The 18,437-nt window shown below is 44.3% G+C and carries 21 protein-coding genes and 1 tRNA gene; 14 read left to right on the top strand and 8 right to left on the bottom strand.

Annotated elements, in window-relative coordinates; all coding sequences use genetic code 11:
• Positions 1-62: 62 nt before the first annotated feature.
• Positions 63-635, bottom strand: a complete 573-nt coding sequence (locus HW988_RS14710) for a GbsR/MarR family transcriptional regulator (RefSeq protein ID WP_181604963.1) — start codon at positions 633-635, stop codon at positions 63-65.
• Positions 636-695: 60 nt separating this feature from the next.
• On the opposite strand from HW988_RS14710, the gene HW988_RS14705 reads away from it, so the two are divergent.
• Positions 696-1,130: an OsmC family protein gene (locus tag HW988_RS14705; protein ID WP_181604962.1), complete on the top strand. Its 435-nt coding sequence runs from the start codon at positions 696-698 to the stop codon at positions 1,128-1,130.
• A 359-nt stretch (positions 1,131-1,489) separates the two neighbouring features.
• On the opposite strand, the gene HW988_RS14700 is transcribed toward HW988_RS14705, so the two are convergent.
• Positions 1,490-1,999: a heme-binding protein gene (locus HW988_RS14700; protein ID WP_181604961.1), complete on the bottom strand. Its 510-nt coding sequence runs from the start codon at positions 1,997-1,999 to the stop codon at positions 1,490-1,492.
• A gap of 193 nt (positions 2,000-2,192) precedes the next feature.
• The gene (locus tag HW988_RS14695; RefSeq protein ID WP_181604960.1) at positions 2,193-3,059 is read right to left on the bottom strand and encodes a LysR family transcriptional regulator; all 867 of its coding nucleotides are present in this window, start codon (positions 3,057-3,059) and stop codon (positions 2,193-2,195) included.
• A gap of 100 nt (positions 3,060-3,159) precedes the next feature.
• Between HW988_RS14695 and HW988_RS14690 the strand changes: the two genes are divergently transcribed.
• On the top strand, positions 3,160-4,608 hold the full coding sequence (locus tag HW988_RS14690) for an NADP-dependent isocitrate dehydrogenase (protein WP_181604959.1): 1,449 nt from the start codon (positions 3,160-3,162) through the stop codon (positions 4,606-4,608).
• Positions 4,592-5,449, top strand: a complete 858-nt coding sequence (locus HW988_RS14685; protein WP_181604958.1) for a DUF6671 family protein — start codon at positions 4,592-4,594, stop codon at positions 5,447-5,449. The genes HW988_RS14690 and HW988_RS14685 overlap by 17 nt, the downstream gene beginning before the upstream one ends.
• Positions 5,450-5,657: 208 nt before the next feature.
• Here the strand turns inward: HW988_RS14685 and HW988_RS14680 are convergent, their stop codons facing one another.
• Both HW988_RS14680 and HW988_RS14670 read right to left on the bottom strand, forming a co-directional pair.
• Entirely contained in the window at positions 5,658-6,302 is a 645-nt protein-coding gene (locus HW988_RS14680; RefSeq protein ID WP_181604957.1) for a hypothetical protein, read from the bottom strand.
• Between the two features lie 623 nt (positions 6,303-6,925).
• Positions 6,926-7,002: transfer RNA gene (locus HW988_RS14670), tRNA-Pro, on the bottom strand.
• 82 nt (positions 7,003-7,084) lie between these two features.
• On the opposite strand from HW988_RS14670, the gene HW988_RS14665 reads away from it, so the two are divergent.
• Positions 7,085-7,750 (top strand): hypothetical protein, encoded by a 666-nt coding sequence (locus tag HW988_RS14665; protein ID WP_142701245.1) that lies wholly within the window; start codon positions 7,085-7,087, stop codon positions 7,748-7,750.
• Here HW988_RS14665 and HW988_RS14660 read toward each other — a convergent pair.
• Positions 7,747-7,953 carry a hypothetical protein gene (locus HW988_RS14660; RefSeq protein WP_181604955.1) on the bottom strand — a complete coding sequence of 69 codons (207 nt, stop codon included), beginning with the start codon at positions 7,951-7,953 and terminating at the stop codon, positions 7,747-7,749. The genes HW988_RS14665 and HW988_RS14660 overlap by 4 nt on opposite strands.
• A gap of 184 nt (positions 7,954-8,137) precedes the next feature.
• On the opposite strand from HW988_RS14660, the gene HW988_RS14655 reads away from it, so the two are divergent.
• Positions 8,138-8,500: a putative sulfate exporter family transporter gene (locus HW988_RS14655; RefSeq protein ID WP_255490038.1), complete on the top strand. Its 363-nt coding sequence runs from the start codon at positions 8,138-8,140 to the stop codon at positions 8,498-8,500.
• 92 nt (positions 8,501-8,592) lie between these two features.
• On the opposite strand, the gene rpsR is transcribed toward HW988_RS14655, so the two are convergent.
• Positions 8,593-8,862 carry a 30S ribosomal protein S18 gene (rpsR, locus tag HW988_RS14650; RefSeq protein WP_142701242.1) on the bottom strand — a complete coding sequence of 90 codons (270 nt, stop codon included), beginning with the start codon at positions 8,860-8,862 and terminating at the stop codon, positions 8,593-8,595.
• A gap of 186 nt (positions 8,863-9,048) precedes the next feature.
• Here rpsR and rpmB point away from each other — a divergent pair, with 186 nt between their 5' ends.
• The 9 genes from rpmB to HW988_RS14605 all read left to right on the top strand — a co-directional run bounded on the left by rpmB (position 9,049) and on the right by HW988_RS14605 (position 17,547).
• Positions 9,049-9,336: a 50S ribosomal protein L28 gene (rpmB, locus tag HW988_RS14645; RefSeq protein ID WP_142701241.1), complete on the top strand. Its 288-nt coding sequence runs from the start codon at positions 9,049-9,051 to the stop codon at positions 9,334-9,336.
• Between the two features lie 13 nt (positions 9,337-9,349).
• Complete coding sequence (locus tag HW988_RS14640) at positions 9,350-9,607, top strand: KOW motif domain-containing protein (RefSeq protein WP_142701240.1); 258 nt, start codon at positions 9,350-9,352, stop codon at positions 9,605-9,607.
• 141 nt (positions 9,608-9,748) lie between these two features.
• Complete coding sequence (locus HW988_RS14635; protein WP_246845681.1) at positions 9,749-10,096, top strand: hypothetical protein; 348 nt, start codon at positions 9,749-9,751, stop codon at positions 10,094-10,096.
• A gap of 40 nt (positions 10,097-10,136) precedes the next feature.
• On the top strand, positions 10,137-10,967 hold the full coding sequence (locus HW988_RS14630; protein WP_142701239.1) for a carbon-nitrogen hydrolase family protein: 831 nt from the start codon (positions 10,137-10,139) through the stop codon (positions 10,965-10,967).
• Between the two features lie 90 nt (positions 10,968-11,057).
• Positions 11,058-11,309, top strand: coding sequence for a hypothetical protein (locus HW988_RS14625; RefSeq protein ID WP_181604953.1), 252 nt, complete (start codon positions 11,058-11,060; stop codon positions 11,307-11,309).
• A 36-nt stretch (positions 11,310-11,345) separates the two neighbouring features.
• On the top strand, positions 11,346-13,079 hold the full coding sequence (locus HW988_RS14620) for an electron transfer flavoprotein-ubiquinone oxidoreductase (RefSeq protein WP_255490037.1): 1,734 nt from the start codon (positions 11,346-11,348) through the stop codon (positions 13,077-13,079).
• An 84-nt stretch (positions 13,080-13,163) separates the two neighbouring features.
• Entirely contained in the window at positions 13,164-14,288 is a 1,125-nt protein-coding gene (locus HW988_RS14615; RefSeq protein ID WP_181604951.1) for a class I SAM-dependent RNA methyltransferase, read from the top strand.
• A 72-nt stretch (positions 14,289-14,360) separates the two neighbouring features.
• Complete coding sequence (locus tag HW988_RS14610; protein WP_181604950.1) at positions 14,361-14,744, top strand: hypothetical protein; 384 nt, start codon at positions 14,361-14,363, stop codon at positions 14,742-14,744.
• 235 nt (positions 14,745-14,979) lie between these two features.
• Positions 14,980-17,547, top strand: a complete 2,568-nt coding sequence (locus tag HW988_RS14605) for a PAS domain S-box protein (RefSeq protein WP_181604949.1) — start codon at positions 14,980-14,982, stop codon at positions 17,545-17,547.
• Between the two features lie 64 nt (positions 17,548-17,611).
• On the opposite strand, the gene HW988_RS14600 is transcribed toward HW988_RS14605, so the two are convergent.
• Positions 17,612-18,358: a Crp/Fnr family transcriptional regulator gene (locus HW988_RS14600; protein WP_181604948.1), complete on the bottom strand. Its 747-nt coding sequence runs from the start codon at positions 18,356-18,358 to the stop codon at positions 17,612-17,614.
• Between the last annotated feature and the right edge of the window lie 79 nt (positions 18,359-18,437).

Raw genomic sequence — 18,437 nt, 5'->3', positions numbered from 1 at the left:
GGATGACTATATCGTCTTGCTCAAATATTTCTTCGTAAAGGGCAAGCACGGTGCACTCCTTACTATTCGACAAGCCCTTTCAATGCTTCCTCGGTCCAGCAAGCGATAGATTCTTCATCGCTTTGGCCAATGATGAAGTTGAGAGCAAATTGAGCGAGGGAGATCATTTGTCCCAGCTCTTCGAGGCGATCTTTTTCAAGAATTGAATCTTGATCGCCTCTTTTTTGGTGAACCTTACTAAGTGCATTGAATTGCTCTTTTGCATTGGCGATGATCTTTGCCTCTCGCTCTTTAAGAATTTCTTTAATCACGGGGATGACATTAGGGGCGGCGGAGTACCGCTTTGTTTTTTTTCCATCCTCACTCATTAAAATAAGACCATATGATTCCAGCTCGGAAAGGGCAGGGCTAATAAGAGCCTTAGATACGCCAAGCCGTTCAGTGAGCTCGGCACCGCTAAGACTGGTTTTTGATAAAAATACTTGCGTCCAAATTTGCCCGTGAATTCTTCGGAATCCCCAGTAACGGATAAAATCACCGACAGACTCTGAAAGGGCCCGGAGTTTATTGATCTCAGTTGTCGTTGTTTGGAGAGTCTTTTTTTTGTCTGCTTTTTTCGGAGTTTGATTTTTCATTTAGTTCACACTACCATGAACAAAAAATGGAAATCAATATGGAAATCAGGAGATTTTCACATGAATAAATATCCTATGTTTTTCAAGGCGAGCTCAGAAAGCCCAGTGGGGATTCAGACCTCGTGGGAAACCAAGGCGCTATCTCAAGCTCAAGGGATTCGCATGTCTATTCCTGTTGAATTTGATGGACCAGGTGATGGATTCAGTCCTGAGGATCTCTATGTCATGGCCTTGCAAAGTTGTTTTGTGGCGACCTTTAAAGTCTTCGCTGAAAAATCAAAGCTTACTTATGGAAGCCTTAGAGTCGAATCAAAACTTGCAGTAGACAGAGATGAGGGCGGACGCCCGTGGATGGCACGTTGTACTTTTAAAGTTCATCTTGAAGGGTGTCAGCAAATTGAAAATGCCAAAAGAATTCTGGCGCGCGCTTCAGAGAGCTGCATGATTTTGAATTCTGTAAATACAGAGAAGGTATTTGAGTTCTATGTTTCTTGATCTGAAATAGAGAGTTGCATTTGATGGCGCAGAAATAAGTGGACTTCGGGCTGAGTGGATTTTAAGTCGAAAATACGAAGTTCTTTTTTTGAAGTGGCACCGATTTTGGGTGGGTGTGCTTCCACTGCTGTTATCGATAACGGGCAGGTGCAAACTTAGACTCAGTTTTCGGGCGACGAAAAAATCTGTTCAGGTCAACTCCAGAAGCGAAGATGGAGGGCTTTCCCGCGGAGACTTTTCTGACATTTTTTATTAATCACAAGCTCCTGCAGATTAACGACCCGCCGGTCGGGCGGAAAGCCCAAAATAATTAGCATCTGGTGCAAAAAATCTTCTGGTTTCCGAAACTAATGCCGCTATTACTTAACTTCGATCCAAATTTCATTTCGGCGTAAAAACCAAAGTTGAAACGGAGAATTATATCGAGCAAGGACAGGCTCTCCAATCGTCTCCAGACCATCTTTTTTCAAGTCCTCTCTAAAACCCGCGAGTTTCTCTTTGTAGCGAGACTCTGACCACGATCCGGAGTAGTTGTAGACTGCCACTTTGCGAGCAGGTAGCTGCCTCAGCTGGACTCTGGAGTCATCGGGTGTCGGCAAGGTCTCTAGGAAATGCTTTTTCGGCATTGTGAACTGCACCAAGTAATCGGCTGTGTCTTTGGATTGAGTCACCGGAGCTGTCATTGCGATTTTAGTTTTAGATTTGTTGGCACCAAAGATATAGGCGGCAAGAATGCGAAATGCCTGGTTGCCTGCGCTTTCAAAGTCAGATTCAATCTTTGTTTCGGCTACGACAATCGGACCATATTTTCTAATTTCATACCGAGTACCTTTTGATTCGATTTTGTATTCTGGTTCTTCAATCGCCATAACAACCCCTGAGAATAAAAAAATAATGACCGCTAGGATTTTCAACTGTCTCTCTCGAATTAATATCTAGTATGGAGTCTTTTAGCCTAACACTCTTAACTCGTAAACATATTCAAAGGATTAAACTTAACACCGCCTCCTCGGAGTCATCTTAGTGTGAGAATTGGCATATCGATTTTGTCCGTGAGGACAGCTAGATTTGCTTTAGCAATTTTAAAATCTTTTCTGAGCGTTGTCCATTTTGTCTCAAAACCAAGTAGAACTTCTGAAAAAGGGAGCGGAACTCATGCACTACGATGAGTCTTTTTTCTTTAAGCTCTCGCTCAGCTCCAATTTTTGGAATCGCGACGAGGGCCTCCGTTTCGAGTGCGAGCAATCGCAATAAGGCAATATCATCAATATAGCCCTTGATCTTAACCTTAGATTTCAAACTATTTAGAAAGCCTTCAATTTCTGATGTGGCAGGATTGCTTTTCGCAGGGAGATAAATTCCTTTTGTTTCAAGGCTTTCAGATAGGGAATGCGCAGCTCTTTTTTCCCGGGCTATAAAACAAAAATGTTCTTTAGCAATTTGTCGCTGAATCAAAGGCTCGTCTTCAGAATGCGGGTATGGCACATCACAAAGTATTGCGTCCAAATGAAATCCCTTTAGTCTCGTTAAAAGTGTGCTGGCATCACCGACATCAACGCTAAGTTGAAAATCATTGCTTTCGAGGACTGGTCGAAGGAGGCGGATTTGGAGATTCTTGGAAAGGCTGCCAAGAGCTCCGAATCTTATAGAAGAGTTCAGCCCTCCTTCTTTTAAGCCATCGACTAATTCTTTTCCTTGGCGAAAAATTTCTTCAGCTTGCCGAAAGACAATTTGCCCTTCCTCTGTCAGCACGAGCTTTTTTGATGTAGAGCGAATGATTAGTTTTTTACCTAGAAAATCTTCCAGCTGCGCCAACTGAAGGCTCACGGCAGACTGAGCAACTCGAAGTTCTTCAGCGGCTTTGGTGAAGCTTTGTTTTTTTGCCACCGTCCAAAAATAATAAAGATGGTGATAGTTGAGCCAATTCATATGTCTATACTTATCTAATTAATAGATTAAATTCAAATATTTTATATGTTTCATTTTTTATTTAAAAAACTCGAAGATGGGCTAAACAGGAGGATTCAAAATGAAGACACCAAGAATTACAGTGGCCCACGGCGACGGAATCGGACCGGAAATAATGGCGGCAACTTTAAACGTATTGGAGGCTGCCGGAGCAAGCTTTGCTATCGATACAATAGACATAGGTGAAAAGATCTATCGCCGAGGTTTAAACGCAGGTATCGAAGACTCTTCCTGGGACAAGTTGGCCGAGAATAAGATTTTTCTAAAAGCACCGATAACCACTCCTCAAGGTGGTGGATTTAAAAGTTTAAATGTAACCGTTCGGAAATCCTTGGGTCTTTACGCCAATGTTCGTCCTTGTCGCTCTTATGCTCCTTTTGTGAAAACCAAGCATCCGAATATGGATCTGGTAATTATTAGAGAAAATGAGGAAGATCTTTATGCCGGGATCGAGCATCGACAAACCGATGAGGTTTACCAATGTCTTAAGCTCATCACCAGACCGGGTTGCGAGAAGATCGTCCGTTACGCCTTTGAGTATGCAAAACGCGCTGGCCGTAAGAAAGTCACCTGTTTTACCAAAGACAATATTATGAAAATGACGGATGGCCTTTTCCATAAAGTTTTTGACGAGATTGGTGCTGAATATCCAACGCTTGAGAAAGAGCATTGGATTGTCGATATTGGCGCCGCAAAAATGGCTGATACGCCAGAGGTCTTCGACGTGATCGTCATGCCCAATTTGTATGGAGACATACTAAGTGATGTTTCCGCGCAAATTGCAGGCTCTGTTGGGCTTGCAGGCTCTTCAAATATTGGAGAAAACTGCGCTATGTTCGAAGCGATTCACGGCTCAGCCCCAAGAAGAGCCGGCCAAAATATGGCAAATCCAAGTGGCCTGATGTTGGCCTCTGTTCAAATGTTGGTTCACATGGGCCAAGGAAAGGTTGCACAAAAGATCCATAATGCTTGGTTAAAAACTATGGAAGACGGGATTCACACTTACGATTTGTACCGAGCTGGTGTGAGTAAGCAAAAAGTCGGCACAAAAGAATTTGCTTTGGCGGTAGCCAGCCGACTGGGAGACGAACCTGAAAAACTTCAGAGAGCCTGCTACTCTGACGAATCTCCACTGCATTTGAAATACGAAAAAAGAGATTTGCCTTTAGCTAAGAAAGAACTGATCGGTGTCGATGTATTTGTTCAAGAAGACAATCGCGACCCCGAACACCTAGCAGAGCGACTAAAGTCAGCCATTCAGAACCTGCCGCTGAGCCTTCAGATGATCACGAACCGCGGCGTGAAAGTATATCCCCAAGGAATGAAAGAGACCTTCAAAACCGATCATTGGCGGTGCCGACTGGTCAGCAAAGAGGGGGGTGTCAGTAACCACGGTGTTTTGTGGATGCTGATGAGGGAGCTCAGTCAAACAAATATCGACGTTATTAAAACTGAAAATTTGTATCTCTTCGACGGACAAAAAGGCTATTCGCTTGGGCAAGGACAGTAATCATCCTTTTAGTGGCGAAAAGGTTTTTTTCGCCACTAAACATTCAAAAGAGACTGTCCTCAAGCCCCTTCTTTCAAGGATAGGTTTGGTGTGTGTTCGGGCTGATGTGGATACCGATCAGTTTGGAACATTCAGTGGTGAGGTCGATCGAGTTGGGACCGTTCGAGAAACACTTCGCCTGAAAACCTCTGCCGCGGTTGAAATAAATCCAGAAGGACGTTTTTTTCTTGCGAGCGAAGGAAGCTTTGGGCCGCATCCCCTAATTGGGCTTGCTCAGAGTGATCACGAAGCACTTTTGTTTGTCGATAAGAAATTAGAGATCGAAATCTATGTTGAAGAGGTCAGCACCGAAACAAATCATGCCGAGATTGAGTTTGGCCCCGGCGATAACCTCCACGCTTTTCTTAAGCAGGTTGGATTTCCTGAGCATGGCCTCATAGTCAAGCCTAAAGGAAATGCTTCCGTTGTTTTTAAAAATCTCCAAACCACTGATGCGGTAAGGAATGCGATTAATGATTCTTTTCATGCTTCTTCAAAAGAAAAAGTAATTTTGAGCACTGATATGCGCGCTAGCTATAATCCAACAAGAATGAAGATTATTGAAAAAGCGGGTGCAAAATTAGTTGAGGCAATTATTTCCCTTTGTCCTGATTGCCACATACCTGGATTTGCGATCAGCAAAGGTATTCGGGGGCTTCCTTGTGAAAAATGCGGCGAGCCCACTCGTATAACAAAAGAAGTGATCTGGAGCTGTGTGAAATGTAGCTATACAGAACAAAAAGAAAGACCAGACGGACTTCGAACAGTTCCCGCCTCGGATTGTGAATTTTGTAACCCCTAAAAATTGAGAGCTTAAGTTTGACAGCTTAATTTGGTCGTCGCAATTCCAATATTTTATACATTAACCGAATAGTTTACGTGTTAAGGAGGACGCGAAAATGACTTTTCGATGTTTACGCATTTTGGAACGCGGTAAGTAGTTTGGCTCCACGGGATTTACAATGACCGAGTTCAATTCCCAAGGTAACGGTCAAAAGATAGCAGGGAGATCACTGACTCTGAATTGGCTTCAGATTTCCGCTGTATCCTTCAGGATCACAATACCCTTTAATTATTTGTGGCAAAATCTTTTTCAAATAGTCTTGAACAGATGGGGGGAAATACTCATTCTGCTGCAGTCCCAAGATATAATTTCCGACCTGACCGTCAGGGCTCCATACGATCACCGTGTACAGACCAGGATTCAAAATTCTTTTTACTTCCTTTCCACGCCACCACTTCAAACCGGCTTCAGAACCCGTTGGACGCTGACCCGACGAGTAATTCGATTTTGAAACCAACAATGCCTTTGATTTAAGGCGATTCAAAAAGTTTTGGTCAACAGGGTTAATAGGAATGGGCATTTCCCCTCTAATAAGAATTGCAAGGGGTTGATAGCTTTCATAGGAAGGAATGTTTGTACAGTATGGAGTGAGAACTTCCAAGGTCGCGGTTTGAGCCTTGGTAAATGAAAAAGTAAAAATCCCTATGTCACCGATTTTAGTGAGTTCCGTAAAAACAGCTCGGGAAATATCACCTTTCCCTAAAAACGTAGAGTTCACTGGAAAGTTAGCACTTTCCCGGACCAAAACAGGTATATGAGCCTGAGCAGTCGGGCCAAACTTTAGAAGACTTAGAAAAATAATCCATTTCATAGTGATCACCTGCTTTCAGAAGACTGATGAGAAACATACCCTCTCGTTATATTCTTTATTTTAGAATATTTGTCGATACAACCCAGCTTGAAAGATGATGATCTTCAACATGATCAACCTTGGCCAGTTTGAACGAGAGCAAACTTCAAAGCGTGTCGCTTTGAATTGCCATGCGAGGGCGATGCGAGTCTTTGTAAATGGAGGAAAGGCGATCCTAGGCTTAGATCACAATCCTGATGATCCGGGTATTTTAAAAGTCAAAGAAGAGGAGGCTCAAATTTGCTATGACTCTTTTTCAGAAGTTTCTTGGGTTGGGTTCTCGAGGATAAATGAGAAGCGAGCCCGAGATGAACTCTACGATCCAGAAAAGAGAATTTCACAGGCTTGGCAAACTCAGTCGAGAGGTAGGTTAACCCAAGCATTGCAGGTTATTTCCGACGACTCGAATAGGTTGGTCCCCAAAAAAAGACGATGGGATAGATGAAAAAAGAAATCAGGGGATTCCAGCTGGGCTGATTTAAAAAATGTAAATGTCATTGAGCTTGCGTCTGGATTCTGTGAAAAAGGATCTTTAGGGAGCTCTAGGGACTTGAAGGTCCTAGGTTCGCTTAAAGTAAGAAAAATGGTCGGGGAGATAGGATTCGAACCTACGACCCTCTGGTCCCAAACCAGATGCGCTACCAGACTGCGCTACTCCCCGACAGAGACAGGAAACTAACTAAAAACAGTCCCACTTGTCAAACTGCTAGATTCTAACGCGTAATATAAGTATCATTTTTTCCATGGAAAAGTTTCTGAACTCGTTACCAAAGCCTGTCCTGGTCCTGGGTGCCCTCATTATTGGCATCGCCGTCGTTATTGGGTTTCAACCTCCCCATACCGTTTGTGATACCGAGGAAGAGGCTTTGCACGACGTTCTTAAAGGGAAGCTGTTCGCAACCCAAGTTAAGAAAATCACCACGCCACCTTCGATTCTGCGCGAAAAAGAGGCATGTCAGCTCGGAAACAGTGCGGGTTCCTGCTATGAATACTTTTCGACTTTAAAAGCCATTGCCGATGCCGTGTCAAAGAGTTCCAGTAAGTGCGCCAAGCAGCTTTACGACGTGAAGGAAGTGACTGTCGCCCTTAACAATGGAATCGAACTGATGGCGCGTTTGGCGTGGGGAGTGAAGCCTCCAGAGCCGGGCAGTATGGAAAGATTCGGCTGGCTGACCGATGCCGAGATTGCGACGTTCTGCCGTCTGAAAAGTACTTTCATCAGAGCTAACGGAGAAGAAGCCTGGACAGAATTACGTAATGCCGTTTCTGCCAAGCTTCCGGGGGAGGAGGTCCCGCAGACTCCCGAGGGGACAATCGCAACTGTCACGCCTCGTAAAGCTTCCGCGGTCCTAACTGAGGTGGATATCTGGAATCGCAGCTTGTTTTCCGTTCGCTGCGAAGTTTTTTAAAGAGCCACTAGGTCAATGCTCTTCCAGGTGGGAGCGTTCTTTTTCAACTCAAGCTTTCCGTAAAGGGCAAAGCTCTTGTCGATTTTATTTCGAATCAAGAAGGTGACGTTTTGGACTTTTTCAAGGGTCCATTCCGTCGGGTTTAAGCCGAATTTGCTAAGATCTGTTTGCAGTTTCAAAAGAGTGTTTTGTTGGTGAGTCATGGTTCATTTCCTTCGCTTAAATGAATGATTAATTTAACGAAGAGGCACTATTGCAACCGGGGCGCCAGCTTGGTCGTACTCCAAATCAAATTAAAACACAGCTCGCCGGTGCAAAGTCTTGAGTTGTCTTGGCGGGTGGACTAACTTCTTGGATATGAGACGAAACAGATTTTTAGAATATATAGTGATTCAGGTGTTGGTGATTGTAGCCGTGATCGCGATCTTTGCGATTTTTTCGGATAAGCAAATCGCAGCGACATTGGCGGGAATATTGTTCGTCGCGATGCCTTTGGGGCTGATGGCGTGGGAGTATCAACGTGCTCAGTTCACAGAAAAAACCTGGTTCGCCGGCGTTTTGCAGTTTTGGGTGATCTTTGCGCTGCCTATTTTGGGGATTCGCCTCATGAACTGGGGAGTGCCCTTTGATCAATTGGCCTTCTGGGGAATCCCGGGCCCGTTATTACACAGCTGGTCGAGTAAATCTTACATCGTAATGGTCGTGATCACCGCCATTCGCTGGTTCAAACTGAATAAAAAAGCTGCATAACGGCACTTTTTCATCAATTCCAAATAAAAAAACCGGCTTGGGGCCGGCTTTTTTAATTCCAAAAGGAAGCTCTATTCAATTTTAAGATCTAATTAGATCTCGAAAGGAACTGGAGAGATTGCTTCAGCTCTGTGGAAAGTGTCGTAAGCGTCAGTGCCTGAAGGCAAAAGAGCCAAGTTACGAGCTTTTTTAACTGCTGCAGCTACACGTTTTTGTTGAGCTACGGACAATTTAGAGATGCGAGAAGGAGTGATTTTGCCACCATCGCCGATAAAACGAGTCAAAGATGCTGGATCTTTGTAATCGAATACGTGGTCGCCAGAGAATTCTTGTCTATATTTGCTACGAGTTGTCTTTTTCATGAGTACCCTCTTTTTGAGTTCCTTTTGGTTTGCGAGTTAATGGGTGTACAAGAAAAAAGAGTTGCCATCAAGTGTCTTTTTACTTTATATCCTTGTTTCTTGTTTGCGGCGTCCCTATTGAATTTCAGGAAAGAATCCTGGGGTCGGGCGGCGCTGACCTCGACTTGTAGCTAGTAGGAGCACGTAATGAGCAAATGTGAAATCACTGGAAAAGGCCCAGTTGTAAAAAACTTGGTATCTCACTCCAACATCAAAACTAAAACAACTGCGCAACCAAATGTTCAGAAAAAACGCATCTTTAGCCGTTCTTTGAACGCAATGGTTCGTTTGAACATCGCGACTTCTGCACTTCGTGACATGGAACACGTTGGCGGTTTTGACGCATACATCTTGGGCACAAACGACGCGACTCTTTCTAAAAGAGCGATGGCTGTTAAGATGAGAATCAAAAAGAAAATCTCTTCTAAGAAATAATTGAGGCTGACAAATGAAATTGAAAATCAAAAAAGGCGCGACTGTACAAGTTATCTCTGGCTCTGACAAAGGTAAGAAGGGCACAGTTTTGGCTGTAGACGCTAATGCAATGAAAATCAGCGTTCAAGGTGTGAAAGTACAAACACACTACGATAAAAAAGATGGTCTTTTGAAAAAAGAAGGCTTCATCGATTACTCTAACGTTAAATTGGTTGAAGCAGCTGCGGCTAAAAAGCCAGCTAAGAAATCAGCTAAACAAAAGTCCACATAGGCAAATCCTTCCCGGGATAAAGCCTAATTTTGGTCTCAAAGGTGATCTCTTCGTTTTAGTCTCCTATATAGCTGCGTAAAATTAAGTTGGATTCAGGAAACACCAGTTACTGGATCCCAACTTGTAAGACAGGAGAGCAGCTTGATTAAACGAGACCAAAAAACAGTGGAAAAATACAAGAAAGCACTGGTCGCGATGGCGATGCCAGTGCTTTTTTTTTCGTCCCTAGCTTACGCTGATATCGGCGATGCTATGGTTCTCTGCAAGCACAACAAAACAGTTCGTACTCTTCGTGTTGAGATGGGCTCCGATCAAAAGTGTAAAGCTATTTACACGAAACAAGGAGTCGATCAGACTATTGGTTCATCTGGCGATGAAAATTCCTGCTCAGAGATTATCGCAGGCGTCAGAAAAACTTTGGAAGAAGCCAAATGGAATTGTCGCGACGTAAAAGAAGCGCGTTCCTCGACGGTTATTTCAGTAGAATAGTCAGCTCTTTTTGAATTTTCAGAGAGCTTAAGGAGAAGGTATGAGTTCGGAATTGATAGTTGCGGTCGCGCAAATGACCTCTATCGATGATGTTGATGCGAACCTGATGCAAATCGAAGCTCTCTTGGAAGATATCTTTAAATCCCACAAACCTCGCTTGGTGGGATTCCCTGAAAACTGTCTGTATATGCGAACCAAAGAAGGCGAAAAGATCGTGGGCTTTGCCGTATCGGATCCCGCTTTTCAACGAGTCGCAGAACTTGCAAAAAAATATGATACCTATCTGCATCTAGGATCTGTTCCCTTGCAGCTCGATGGTCACCTCTACAATTCTTCCGTTTTGATTTCTCCAAAAGGGGAAGTGAAACCAACTTATCAAAAACTTCACTTGTTCGACATTCACTTGGAAGGTCAAAAGCCCATCAAGGAATCAGACGTTTTCCGTCATGGACAACGCCCGAGCATCATCGAAGTCGATGGTTGGAGAATTGGCGAGACGATTTGTTATGACATCCGCTTTGCCGAATTATTTTCTCAATACGCGCGCAAGGAAGTGGATTTGATCATGGTCCCTGCGGCCTTTTTGGTGAAAACCGGAGAAGCGCACTGGGAGATTTTGCTAAGAGCTCGTGCGATTGAGAGTCAGTCTTATTTAATGGCCAGCGCTCAGGGGGGAACTCACATGGGTGTTAATGGCGGAGTTCGTGAAACTTACGGCCACAGTTTGATGATCGACCCTTGGGGAGCGGTAATTGGGCAGGTGGAAAAGCGCGCGATCGGCTTTTCGGTGGTGACTCTTTCCAAAGAAAGAATTGACGGAGTTCGTCGTCAAATCCCAATGAAGTTTCATCGACGGCTTCCAGTTGCCTAAAGCGATAAAATTCTGCATCATTTCTGGTGACATCTTTCTCAATTAGTTTTTAAATGCGCGGTGAACACAAGCGCAGGAAACGGGGTAGTTATGATCCGTCTTTTCTTGGTTTCTGTTTTGATGACTTCCTTGTTGGGACACTCCGTCTTTGCTCAGGAAGTTTTAGCCGGTGCTGTACGTGATGAAAGCAAAGAAGCTGAACTCGCGCAAAAAGCTAAAAAACGCCTCTACCCAGGCGGCCGCGATGAAGGTGACTTGAAGGTTCAAGCTCAAGTAACAAATCCTCCACGCAAACTGGCTCCTCAAGCGGAAATTCAAAACGAAGAGCCTGCCGAAGAATAAAGCCGTCCTCGTGGCGGCATGCTACGGGGAGTATTAATGGTTTACGATCATTTGCCAGAAGGCGTAACTCGCGAAACGATGGACTGTGATGTTCTGATCGTGGGTGGTGGTTCAGCAGGTTTGTCTTGCGCACTTCATTTACAAAACTCAATCAACAAACATAATGAAGATGTGGCCTCTGGTGCAAAACAGGGGCAGCCGATTCCAGATCAAATGATCGTGGTGATCGAAAAAGCTTCTGAGATCGGTGCCCACAGTTTCTCGGGTGCAGTTCTTAACCCTATTGCTCTTCGTCAACTTGTTCCAAACTTTAAAGATGAAGGTTGCCCTTTTGATTCGGAAGTCAAAAAAGACGCCGTTTACTATTTGGGTACTGACTATTCTTTCAAAATGCCGATCACGCCTCCGCCATTCCATAACGAAGGCAACTACATCGTTTCTGCCAGCAAATTGAATCGTTGGTTGGCAACGAAGTGTGAAGAAAAAGGTATCAACATCTTCCCAGGTTTCGCCGCGGTTGAAGCTTTGTACGAAGGTAACAAAATCGTTGGTGTGCGCACGGGCGACAAAGGACGTGATAAGAACGGCAACCCGAAAGGGAACTTTGAACCGGGCTTGATCTTGAAATCCAAAGTGACTGTGTTTGCTGAAGGCACACGTGGTTCTTTGTTCAAAAAAGTAACTGAAAAATTAAATCTTCGCGAAGGCAAACATCCGGAAGTCTTTGAAGAAGGCGTAAAAGAAATCATCCAAATGCCAAAAGGAACCGTGGAGGCGGGTCAAGTGATCCACACTATGGGTTTCCCTTTGAGCAAATCTATCGGTGGTACATTCATTTACACTTTGCCTGAAGATAAAATCATTGTGGGCTTGGTGGCGTACCTGGATACAAACGATCCATTGCTTGATCCACACCGTGAACTTCAAAAATTGAAAACTCACCCGTTTATGCAGAACATGCTTAAGGGTGGTAAAGTTATCGCTTACGGGGGTAAAACGCTTCCGGCAGGTGGCTGGTATTCAATGCCGAAACTTTACGGTGACGGTTGGATGGTTATCGGGGACTCTGCAAGTATGGTTGATGTGAAGAAACTTAAAGGTCTTCACTTGGCAATGAAAGCGGGTATGTCAGCTGCTGAAACGATCATTGATGGTTTGGTTGCAGGTGCTGAGTTCAATGAATCTGTGACGAAGGCTTACGAAGGCCGCATCGAAAACAGTTTCGTTAAAAAAGACCTTTATGCCGTCAGAAACTTCCACCAGGCGCTTTCTAAGGGGATGCTTGAGGGTATGCCTTTGATCGCATTGCAAGAGATCACAGGGGGCCGTGGGCTTCAGGATCCAATGCCTTTAGATCACGTGGATGCCACGACGACGAATAAAGTGGTTGAGGTATGGGGTCCTAATGGCTTTGAGGAGCAATTGGGCGAGCTACCGAAACCAGATGGTCAGCTGTTCTTTGATAAGCTTTCCAGCGTCTATTTGACGGGTACGATGCATGATGAGGACTCTCCAAACCACCTTATTTTGAAGGACGGGGATATCTGTCGCTCTGTATGTGAGCCTCAGTACAAATCACCATGTAATCATTTCTGCCCAGCCTCTGTATACGAGATGGTTCCGTCTACAAAAGAAGCAGGCAAGAAAGACCTACAAATCAATTATACAAACTGTATTCACTGTAAGACTTGTGATATTAAGTGCCCATTCGAAAACATTGAGTGGACGGTGCCAGAAGGTGGCGGCGGACCACAATATCGCGAGGTCTAACCAGCAAATAGGGGTGGGACCTGGGCGGTATAAGAAGTCAGACGAGGGATCTGGCTTCTTTAACCAACTGAAAGGACCATCCCCATGGCAGAATTTTTCGCGTCAACAGCAAAGGGTCTCGTAGATCCTCTAGAACAAGAACTTAAAGATTTAGATCTTAAAATCACCGGCAAAACTGCTGGTGGCGTTTACTTTGAGAGCAACTGGGAAGGTTGTTACAAAGCGAACCTTCACTCCCGTATGGCAAGCCGTATTTTGAAGCCAACTCAAGATTTTTTTGCTTACCAACCTGAAGAGTTGTACGCGCAAATCATGCGCCACGACTACACGAAATACATCAAACCTAACCAAACATTGAGCATCGACGTTTCCGTTGGTGATTCCATGATGCGCGATCAACGTTTCATCGCGATGAAAATCAAAGACGCTATAGTGGATCAGTTCCGCGATAAATTTGGTATTCGTCCAGACGTTGATAATTACAATCCGGCTTTGCGCGTGGTTGTTCGTTCCGTTAAGAATCAATTTAATGTTTCTATAGACACATCAGGTGATTCACTCTTCAAACGTGGTTATCGCAAAGACGTGGGTGAAGCTCCATTGAAAGAAAACTTGGCAGCGGGTCTGATCAAGCTTTCTGATTGGGATGGTAAAACACCTCTTGTGGACTTCATGTGTGGATCCGGAACATTTATGATTGAAGCTGCGATGATGGCGAAAAATATCGCGCCGGGTATCAACCGTAAACGCTTTGGTTTCATGAATCTTTTGAACTTTGAAAGCGAAGTCTGGGATAAAGTCGTAGATGAAGCTATCGCTGCTGAAAAAGAAGAAATTGAAACTAAGTTCTATGCTTACGATATCGATAACAAAGTTTTGAAATCTGCTAAAGAAAATGCGAAAGCCGCTGGCGTTGATGACGTGATTGAATTCAAAAAAGAATCAGTTGCGACAGTTGAACCACCGGTTGAAAAAGGTTTGATCATCGTGAATCCACCGTATGGTGCACGTATCGGTGATGAAGACAATCTTCGTGACGTGTATCGTGATCTTAGCTTCACTTTAAAACATCGTTTCAAAGGTTGGGATGCTTGGATCCTTTCAGGGAACAAAGACTTGATCGCGGACCTAAAATTAAAATCGACGCGCAAGCACTTTGTATTTAACGGTAACATTGAGTGTCGTTTCCTGAAATACAGCATGTTCTAGTTTTTTTAGATGCTTATTTACGAAAAATGGCGGTATTGAATATACCGCCATTTGTTTTTGAAGGGGGCTCTGATGAAACTTTTTGTATTGATTTTGGCATTGTTTCTTCCATTTGTTGCATCCGCAGCAGTTCAAGATGTTAGAGAATTTCAAACTTATGACTGTCAGATTACTGGCGGTATGGGAGCTGCTCACTTTGTAAAAGGTCACTTTATGACCATCGCCATCGATGAGCATATCGGACAGTTTTTCCAGGAGCGTTTTGAGTTAGATGGATCTCAAGTTCAACTGCAAATTCTGATTGAAGAGACAAGAAAGTCTGATGGTTCAGTGATTTTGCTTCAGAACTTAAAAGTTGACGATGAGGAAACTTCCGTTGAAAAAGTTGTGAAGTCCATTGCGAAGACTTCGACCCAAAACGGTGACTTTGCCGCATCCTGTGTGATTTCCAAATAATAAAAAAGGCGCTGTGAAGGCGCCTTTTTTTATTTCTTAGATCATTGTCGTAATCACGGCCCAGCTCGTCTTTGGGGTGGGTTCGATCAAATACTGTTGAGTATAATTTAATTTTCGAAATGATGTTCCCCAAGAACTGTCAGGAGTGCTCTGTCGTCATTGGACGCGGTTTGATTGTTCACAGGGAATGTACTGTGAGAAAGACCCTGAAATCTCGAGTCGATAGCATCATTTTATGGACGATAATCGTGAACTGCAACGGCGTTATCTGACGATATTTAAATCAAGGATTATCGGCATAATCTCCTCGAACTCGCGTGGTGAAATATTAGATGCAAATGACTATTTTATCGATCTCTTGGGATACACGCGGGAGGACTTGAACGCCGGAAAATTGAACTGGAAGGTTTTGACTCCTCCAGACTATCTTCAAAAGAGTCTGGATATTCAAGAGCAGTTGCTAATCAAGCCTGGTAGTTCTCTTTCTATGGAAAAAGAATACTATCACAAAGATGGCCACCGGGTGCCTGTGCGGCTGGGGGTTACGAGCTTTGAAGATGGTACCAATGTCACCTTGGTTCAGGATATTTCCCAACAAAAGAAAATTGAAAAGGAGCTCGCTGACGCTAACGAGTTGTTAGAAAGCCGTGTGGAAATGCGAACGCGGCAGTTGGCGGAATCCGAAGCTTTTTTGTCAGGGATTATCGAAACCATGCCTTCGATGGTGTTTGTTAAGGACGCCGAGAATCTGACGTTCGTTCGATTGAATAGCGCTGGTGAGAAACTGTTAGGAATTTCTCGCGAGGAGTTTATCGGTAAAACGGATTACGATTTTTTTTCAAAGGAGTTGGCAGAGCAGTTTCGCCGTATCGACCGCCAAGTTCTTAATGGAGAAATTCCGCACGCCATTACAGAAGATGAACTTTCCACTCGTAGCGGAATTCGTCAGATACGTACAATTAAAATTCCAGTTCGTGACAAAGATGGCCGCCCGCGTTTTTTATTGGGCGTAATCGAAGACATTACGGATCGAATTGAAGCCGCACACCAGCGCGAAGAATTAGTTCGTGCTCAAGCAGAAAAAGAGGCTGCAGAGGCTCGAGCAAGGCAAGAACGCTTCGTGTCTGCGCTGACGTTTGAACTTTCCAGTTCGGTGGAGCTCAGTCACATGTTGCGTACTTTTTGCGTGAAGGTTGTGCCGGCTCTTGCGGATATTTGCATCATCGAAATTATTGATGAAGAGGGGATGGACTATATCGCCACCGAAATTTATGCCACGAGTTCCGAAGAGGAGGAGTTTGTCCGAAGATGGCGAGCGGAGAATCCTCCCAAATGGGACCCAGAGTTTGGTGGGCCGACAATCATACGTTCCGGTAAGACGATTTTGTTAAGAGGTCTGGAGCAGATCGGTCCCCATGTTCGGGAACACTACGATATAGAAATTCAAGTTAAGGAACCGAAACAAGACGCAAAATTGTTTTCCGAGTCACTGATGATCATACCTTTAATGGCGCGTGATAAAGCTCCTCTAGGTTTGGTCAGTCTGGTTTCAACTAAATCAAAGAGAATGTTTAACGAACGTGATCAATCTCTTGCAGAAGAAGTCTGTTCTCGTTTGGCGGTGTTGATTGAAAACACTCGTTTGTACGACAGGGCCCAGGAAGCCAGTCGTGCCAAATCAGACTTCTTGGCAAATGTAAGTCATGAAATCCGCACTCCGTTGGGAGCGATGTTGGGGTTTGCGGAAATTTTAAGTGACGATAAAACTTTGACTCGGGAGCAGATGCACGCCGTGGAGACTGTGTTGCGAAACGGGCAGCAGCTTTTAAGAATCGTAAATGAAATCCTGGATATTTCAAAAATTGAATCGGAGAAAATCCAGGTTGAAAATATCGTATTCGGTGTGCGTGAGCTTTTGGAGGATGTGATTTATCTTTTACGAGTGAAGGCAGAGGAAAAAGGTATTGAGCTGCGTTTAAGAATGGGGACGGTGCGAGACAACCTTATTTCTGATCCCGGCCGTATTCGTCAGATTCTGATTAATATGGTAGGGAACGCCATTAAATTCACTGAACGGGGGTATGTGGAATTGCGGGCCGAAGCAATACCGACTAGAATTCCGGATCGTTATATTCTGCAATTCATCGTCAGCGATACCGGTATCGGAATTTCTCAAGAGCAACGGGCGCACCTGTTTCAACCCTTCTCTCAAGCTGATAGTTCTACGACAAGGCGATTTGGCGGCACAGGGCTTGGCTTGTTTCTGTCTCGTAAGCTTGCACGCCTTCTGGGTGGGGATATCACTTTTACCAGTGTCGTCGGCAAAGGAAGTCGTTTTTTAATCTCGGTTGTTGCCCATGCTCCGGCCGTCAAAGCTCAGGACGAGCCTCCGAAAAAAGAACACGTGGTTAATGCTGCAGGAACCTACCTTCAGGCGGGAGTCATTTTGGTGGTGGACGATGCCGCTGACAATCGCGAGTTGTTGCGCCACTACTTAAAAAAAGCGGGTTTGGACGATACGCAGATCGAAATCGCAGCCAATGGGGAAGAGGCCGTTCGTAAAGCGAGCTCCAAGAACTATCGGATGATCTTGATGGACATTCAGATGCCCCACATGGATGGTTTTCAGGCTTTGAAAAAATTAAGAGACCAGGGATATGAATGTCCCGTCATCGCCCTTACAGCTCATGCCATGAAAGGCGACCGAGAAAAATGCCTGGAAGCGGGTTTTGACGGCTATCTGCAAAAGCCTCTTCGCAAGGAGGCCTTGAATGAAATTTTGAACACCGACTATCGCTATTAGGTCGTCGGTACGGCCTGTAAATGAGGAAGGATGCGCTCAGCGAAGTTCTAAATTTTCGGTGGATTTAAAAAGTTTTCTTTTCCAACTCCTGGATATGGAGAACGAGCACCTTTCGTTTTTCTCGGAGAATAATTTTTTCTTGTTCGAAATAGGTTAAAACTCGCGCCAAAGTTACAGGTATGGTTCCCGCCAATTGGGCCATGCATTCTCGATCTAACGAGATGTCTATCAATAGACCTTGTACCGTCTGTCGGCCAAAATTTTTTGCCAACCATAACAGCAAGTGTGCCACCCTGTTTTCCACCGTCTCACCTTGCAGAGATGCAATCCGTTCGTCTTTAAGAAGTATGACTTGAGTGAGGTGTTCTATAAGAAGTTTATTGACCAGAGTTGATTTTCTTTGGAGGGAGTCGCTGGCCTCCTTCGTCCAAAACTGAACCGTTGTATCCTGAAGAGCGATCAGTCTGTAGCTTTCTGTTTTAGGAACTAACCAACTTCCATAACCTACCATATCGCCGCGTCTGCAAAGACGAATCACTTGGGGGGCAGGGTGAGAGAGTTCCATTTTGGCGAGACCCTCAATTATAAAATAGAAGCCGTGTCTATTAAACCGTTCAAAGTAAAGCACCTCGCCTTTTTTAATACACAAGGTCTCATACTCGTCACTCGCCACCCCGCTTTGAATAAATGAAGAGTATAGAGGATTAAATGAGTAGAAATCGGATTCGATAATCACACGTCTCGCGAACGACTTTGGTTTCAACTGTTCCTCACCCGACCTAAGTCCAAACTCAAAATTGATATTAATCAATTTTAGAAGATTTCCTTAAAAAGTCAGTAATTTTAACCGAACTTTAACAAGTTCATTTGTAGTACGTTTAAGAGGCCCA

It is taken from the genome of Bdellovibrio sp. KM01 (assembly GCF_013752535.1).
Classification (GTDB): domain Bacteria; phylum Bdellovibrionota; class Bdellovibrionia; order Bdellovibrionales; family Bdellovibrionaceae; genus Bdellovibrio.
Note: the sequence above shows the minus strand (reverse complement) of the source record. Positions and strands in the feature narration are given on the sequence as shown.

Excerpts from the sequence above, each read along its gene's own strand:
- HW988_RS14690 (WP_181604959.1), top strand. The coding sequence starts at position 3,160 with ATGAAGACACCAAGAATTACAGTGGCCCACGGCGACGGAATCGGACCG.
- HW988_RS14660 (WP_181604955.1), bottom strand. The coding sequence starts at position 7,953 with ATGACTCACCAACAAAACACTCTTTTGAAACTGCAAACAGATCTTAGC.
- HW988_RS14710 (WP_181604963.1), bottom strand. The coding sequence starts at position 635 with ATGAAAAATCAAACTCCGAAAAAAGCAGACAAAAAAAAGACTCTCCAA.
- HW988_RS14700 (WP_181604961.1), bottom strand. The coding sequence starts at position 1,999 with ATGGCGATTGAAGAACCAGAATACAAAATCGAATCAAAAGGTACTCGG.
- HW988_RS14665 (WP_142701245.1), top strand. The coding sequence starts at position 7,085 with ATGGAAAAGTTTCTGAACTCGTTACCAAAGCCTGTCCTGGTCCTGGGT.
- HW988_RS14640 (WP_142701240.1), top strand. The coding sequence starts at position 9,350 with ATGAAATTGAAAATCAAAAAAGGCGCGACTGTACAAGTTATCTCTGGC.
- HW988_RS14625 (WP_181604953.1), top strand. The coding sequence starts at position 11,058 with ATGATCCGTCTTTTCTTGGTTTCTGTTTTGATGACTTCCTTGTTGGGA.
- HW988_RS14695 (WP_181604960.1), bottom strand. The coding sequence starts at position 3,059 with ATGAATTGGCTCAACTATCACCATCTTTATTATTTTTGGACGGTGGCA.
- HW988_RS14680 (WP_181604957.1), bottom strand. The coding sequence starts at position 6,302 with ATGAAATGGATTATTTTTCTAAGTCTTCTAAAGTTTGGCCCGACTGCT.
- HW988_RS14705 (WP_181604962.1), top strand. The coding sequence starts at position 696 with ATGAATAAATATCCTATGTTTTTCAAGGCGAGCTCAGAAAGCCCAGTG.
- rpmB (WP_142701241.1), top strand. The coding sequence starts at position 9,049 with ATGAGCAAATGTGAAATCACTGGAAAAGGCCCAGTTGTAAAAAACTTG.
- HW988_RS14620 (WP_255490037.1), top strand. The coding sequence starts at position 11,346 with ATGGTTTACGATCATTTGCCAGAAGGCGTAACTCGCGAAACGATGGAC.
- HW988_RS14630 (WP_142701239.1), top strand. The coding sequence starts at position 10,137 with ATGAGTTCGGAATTGATAGTTGCGGTCGCGCAAATGACCTCTATCGAT.
- rpsR (WP_142701242.1), bottom strand. The coding sequence starts at position 8,862 with ATGAAAAAGACAACTCGTAGCAAATATAGACAAGAATTCTCTGGCGAC.
- HW988_RS14610 (WP_181604950.1), top strand. The coding sequence starts at position 14,361 with ATGAAACTTTTTGTATTGATTTTGGCATTGTTTCTTCCATTTGTTGCA.
- HW988_RS14605 (WP_181604949.1), top strand. The coding sequence starts at position 14,980 with ATGGACGATAATCGTGAACTGCAACGGCGTTATCTGACGATATTTAAA.
- HW988_RS14615 (WP_181604951.1), top strand. The coding sequence starts at position 13,164 with ATGGCAGAATTTTTCGCGTCAACAGCAAAGGGTCTCGTAGATCCTCTA.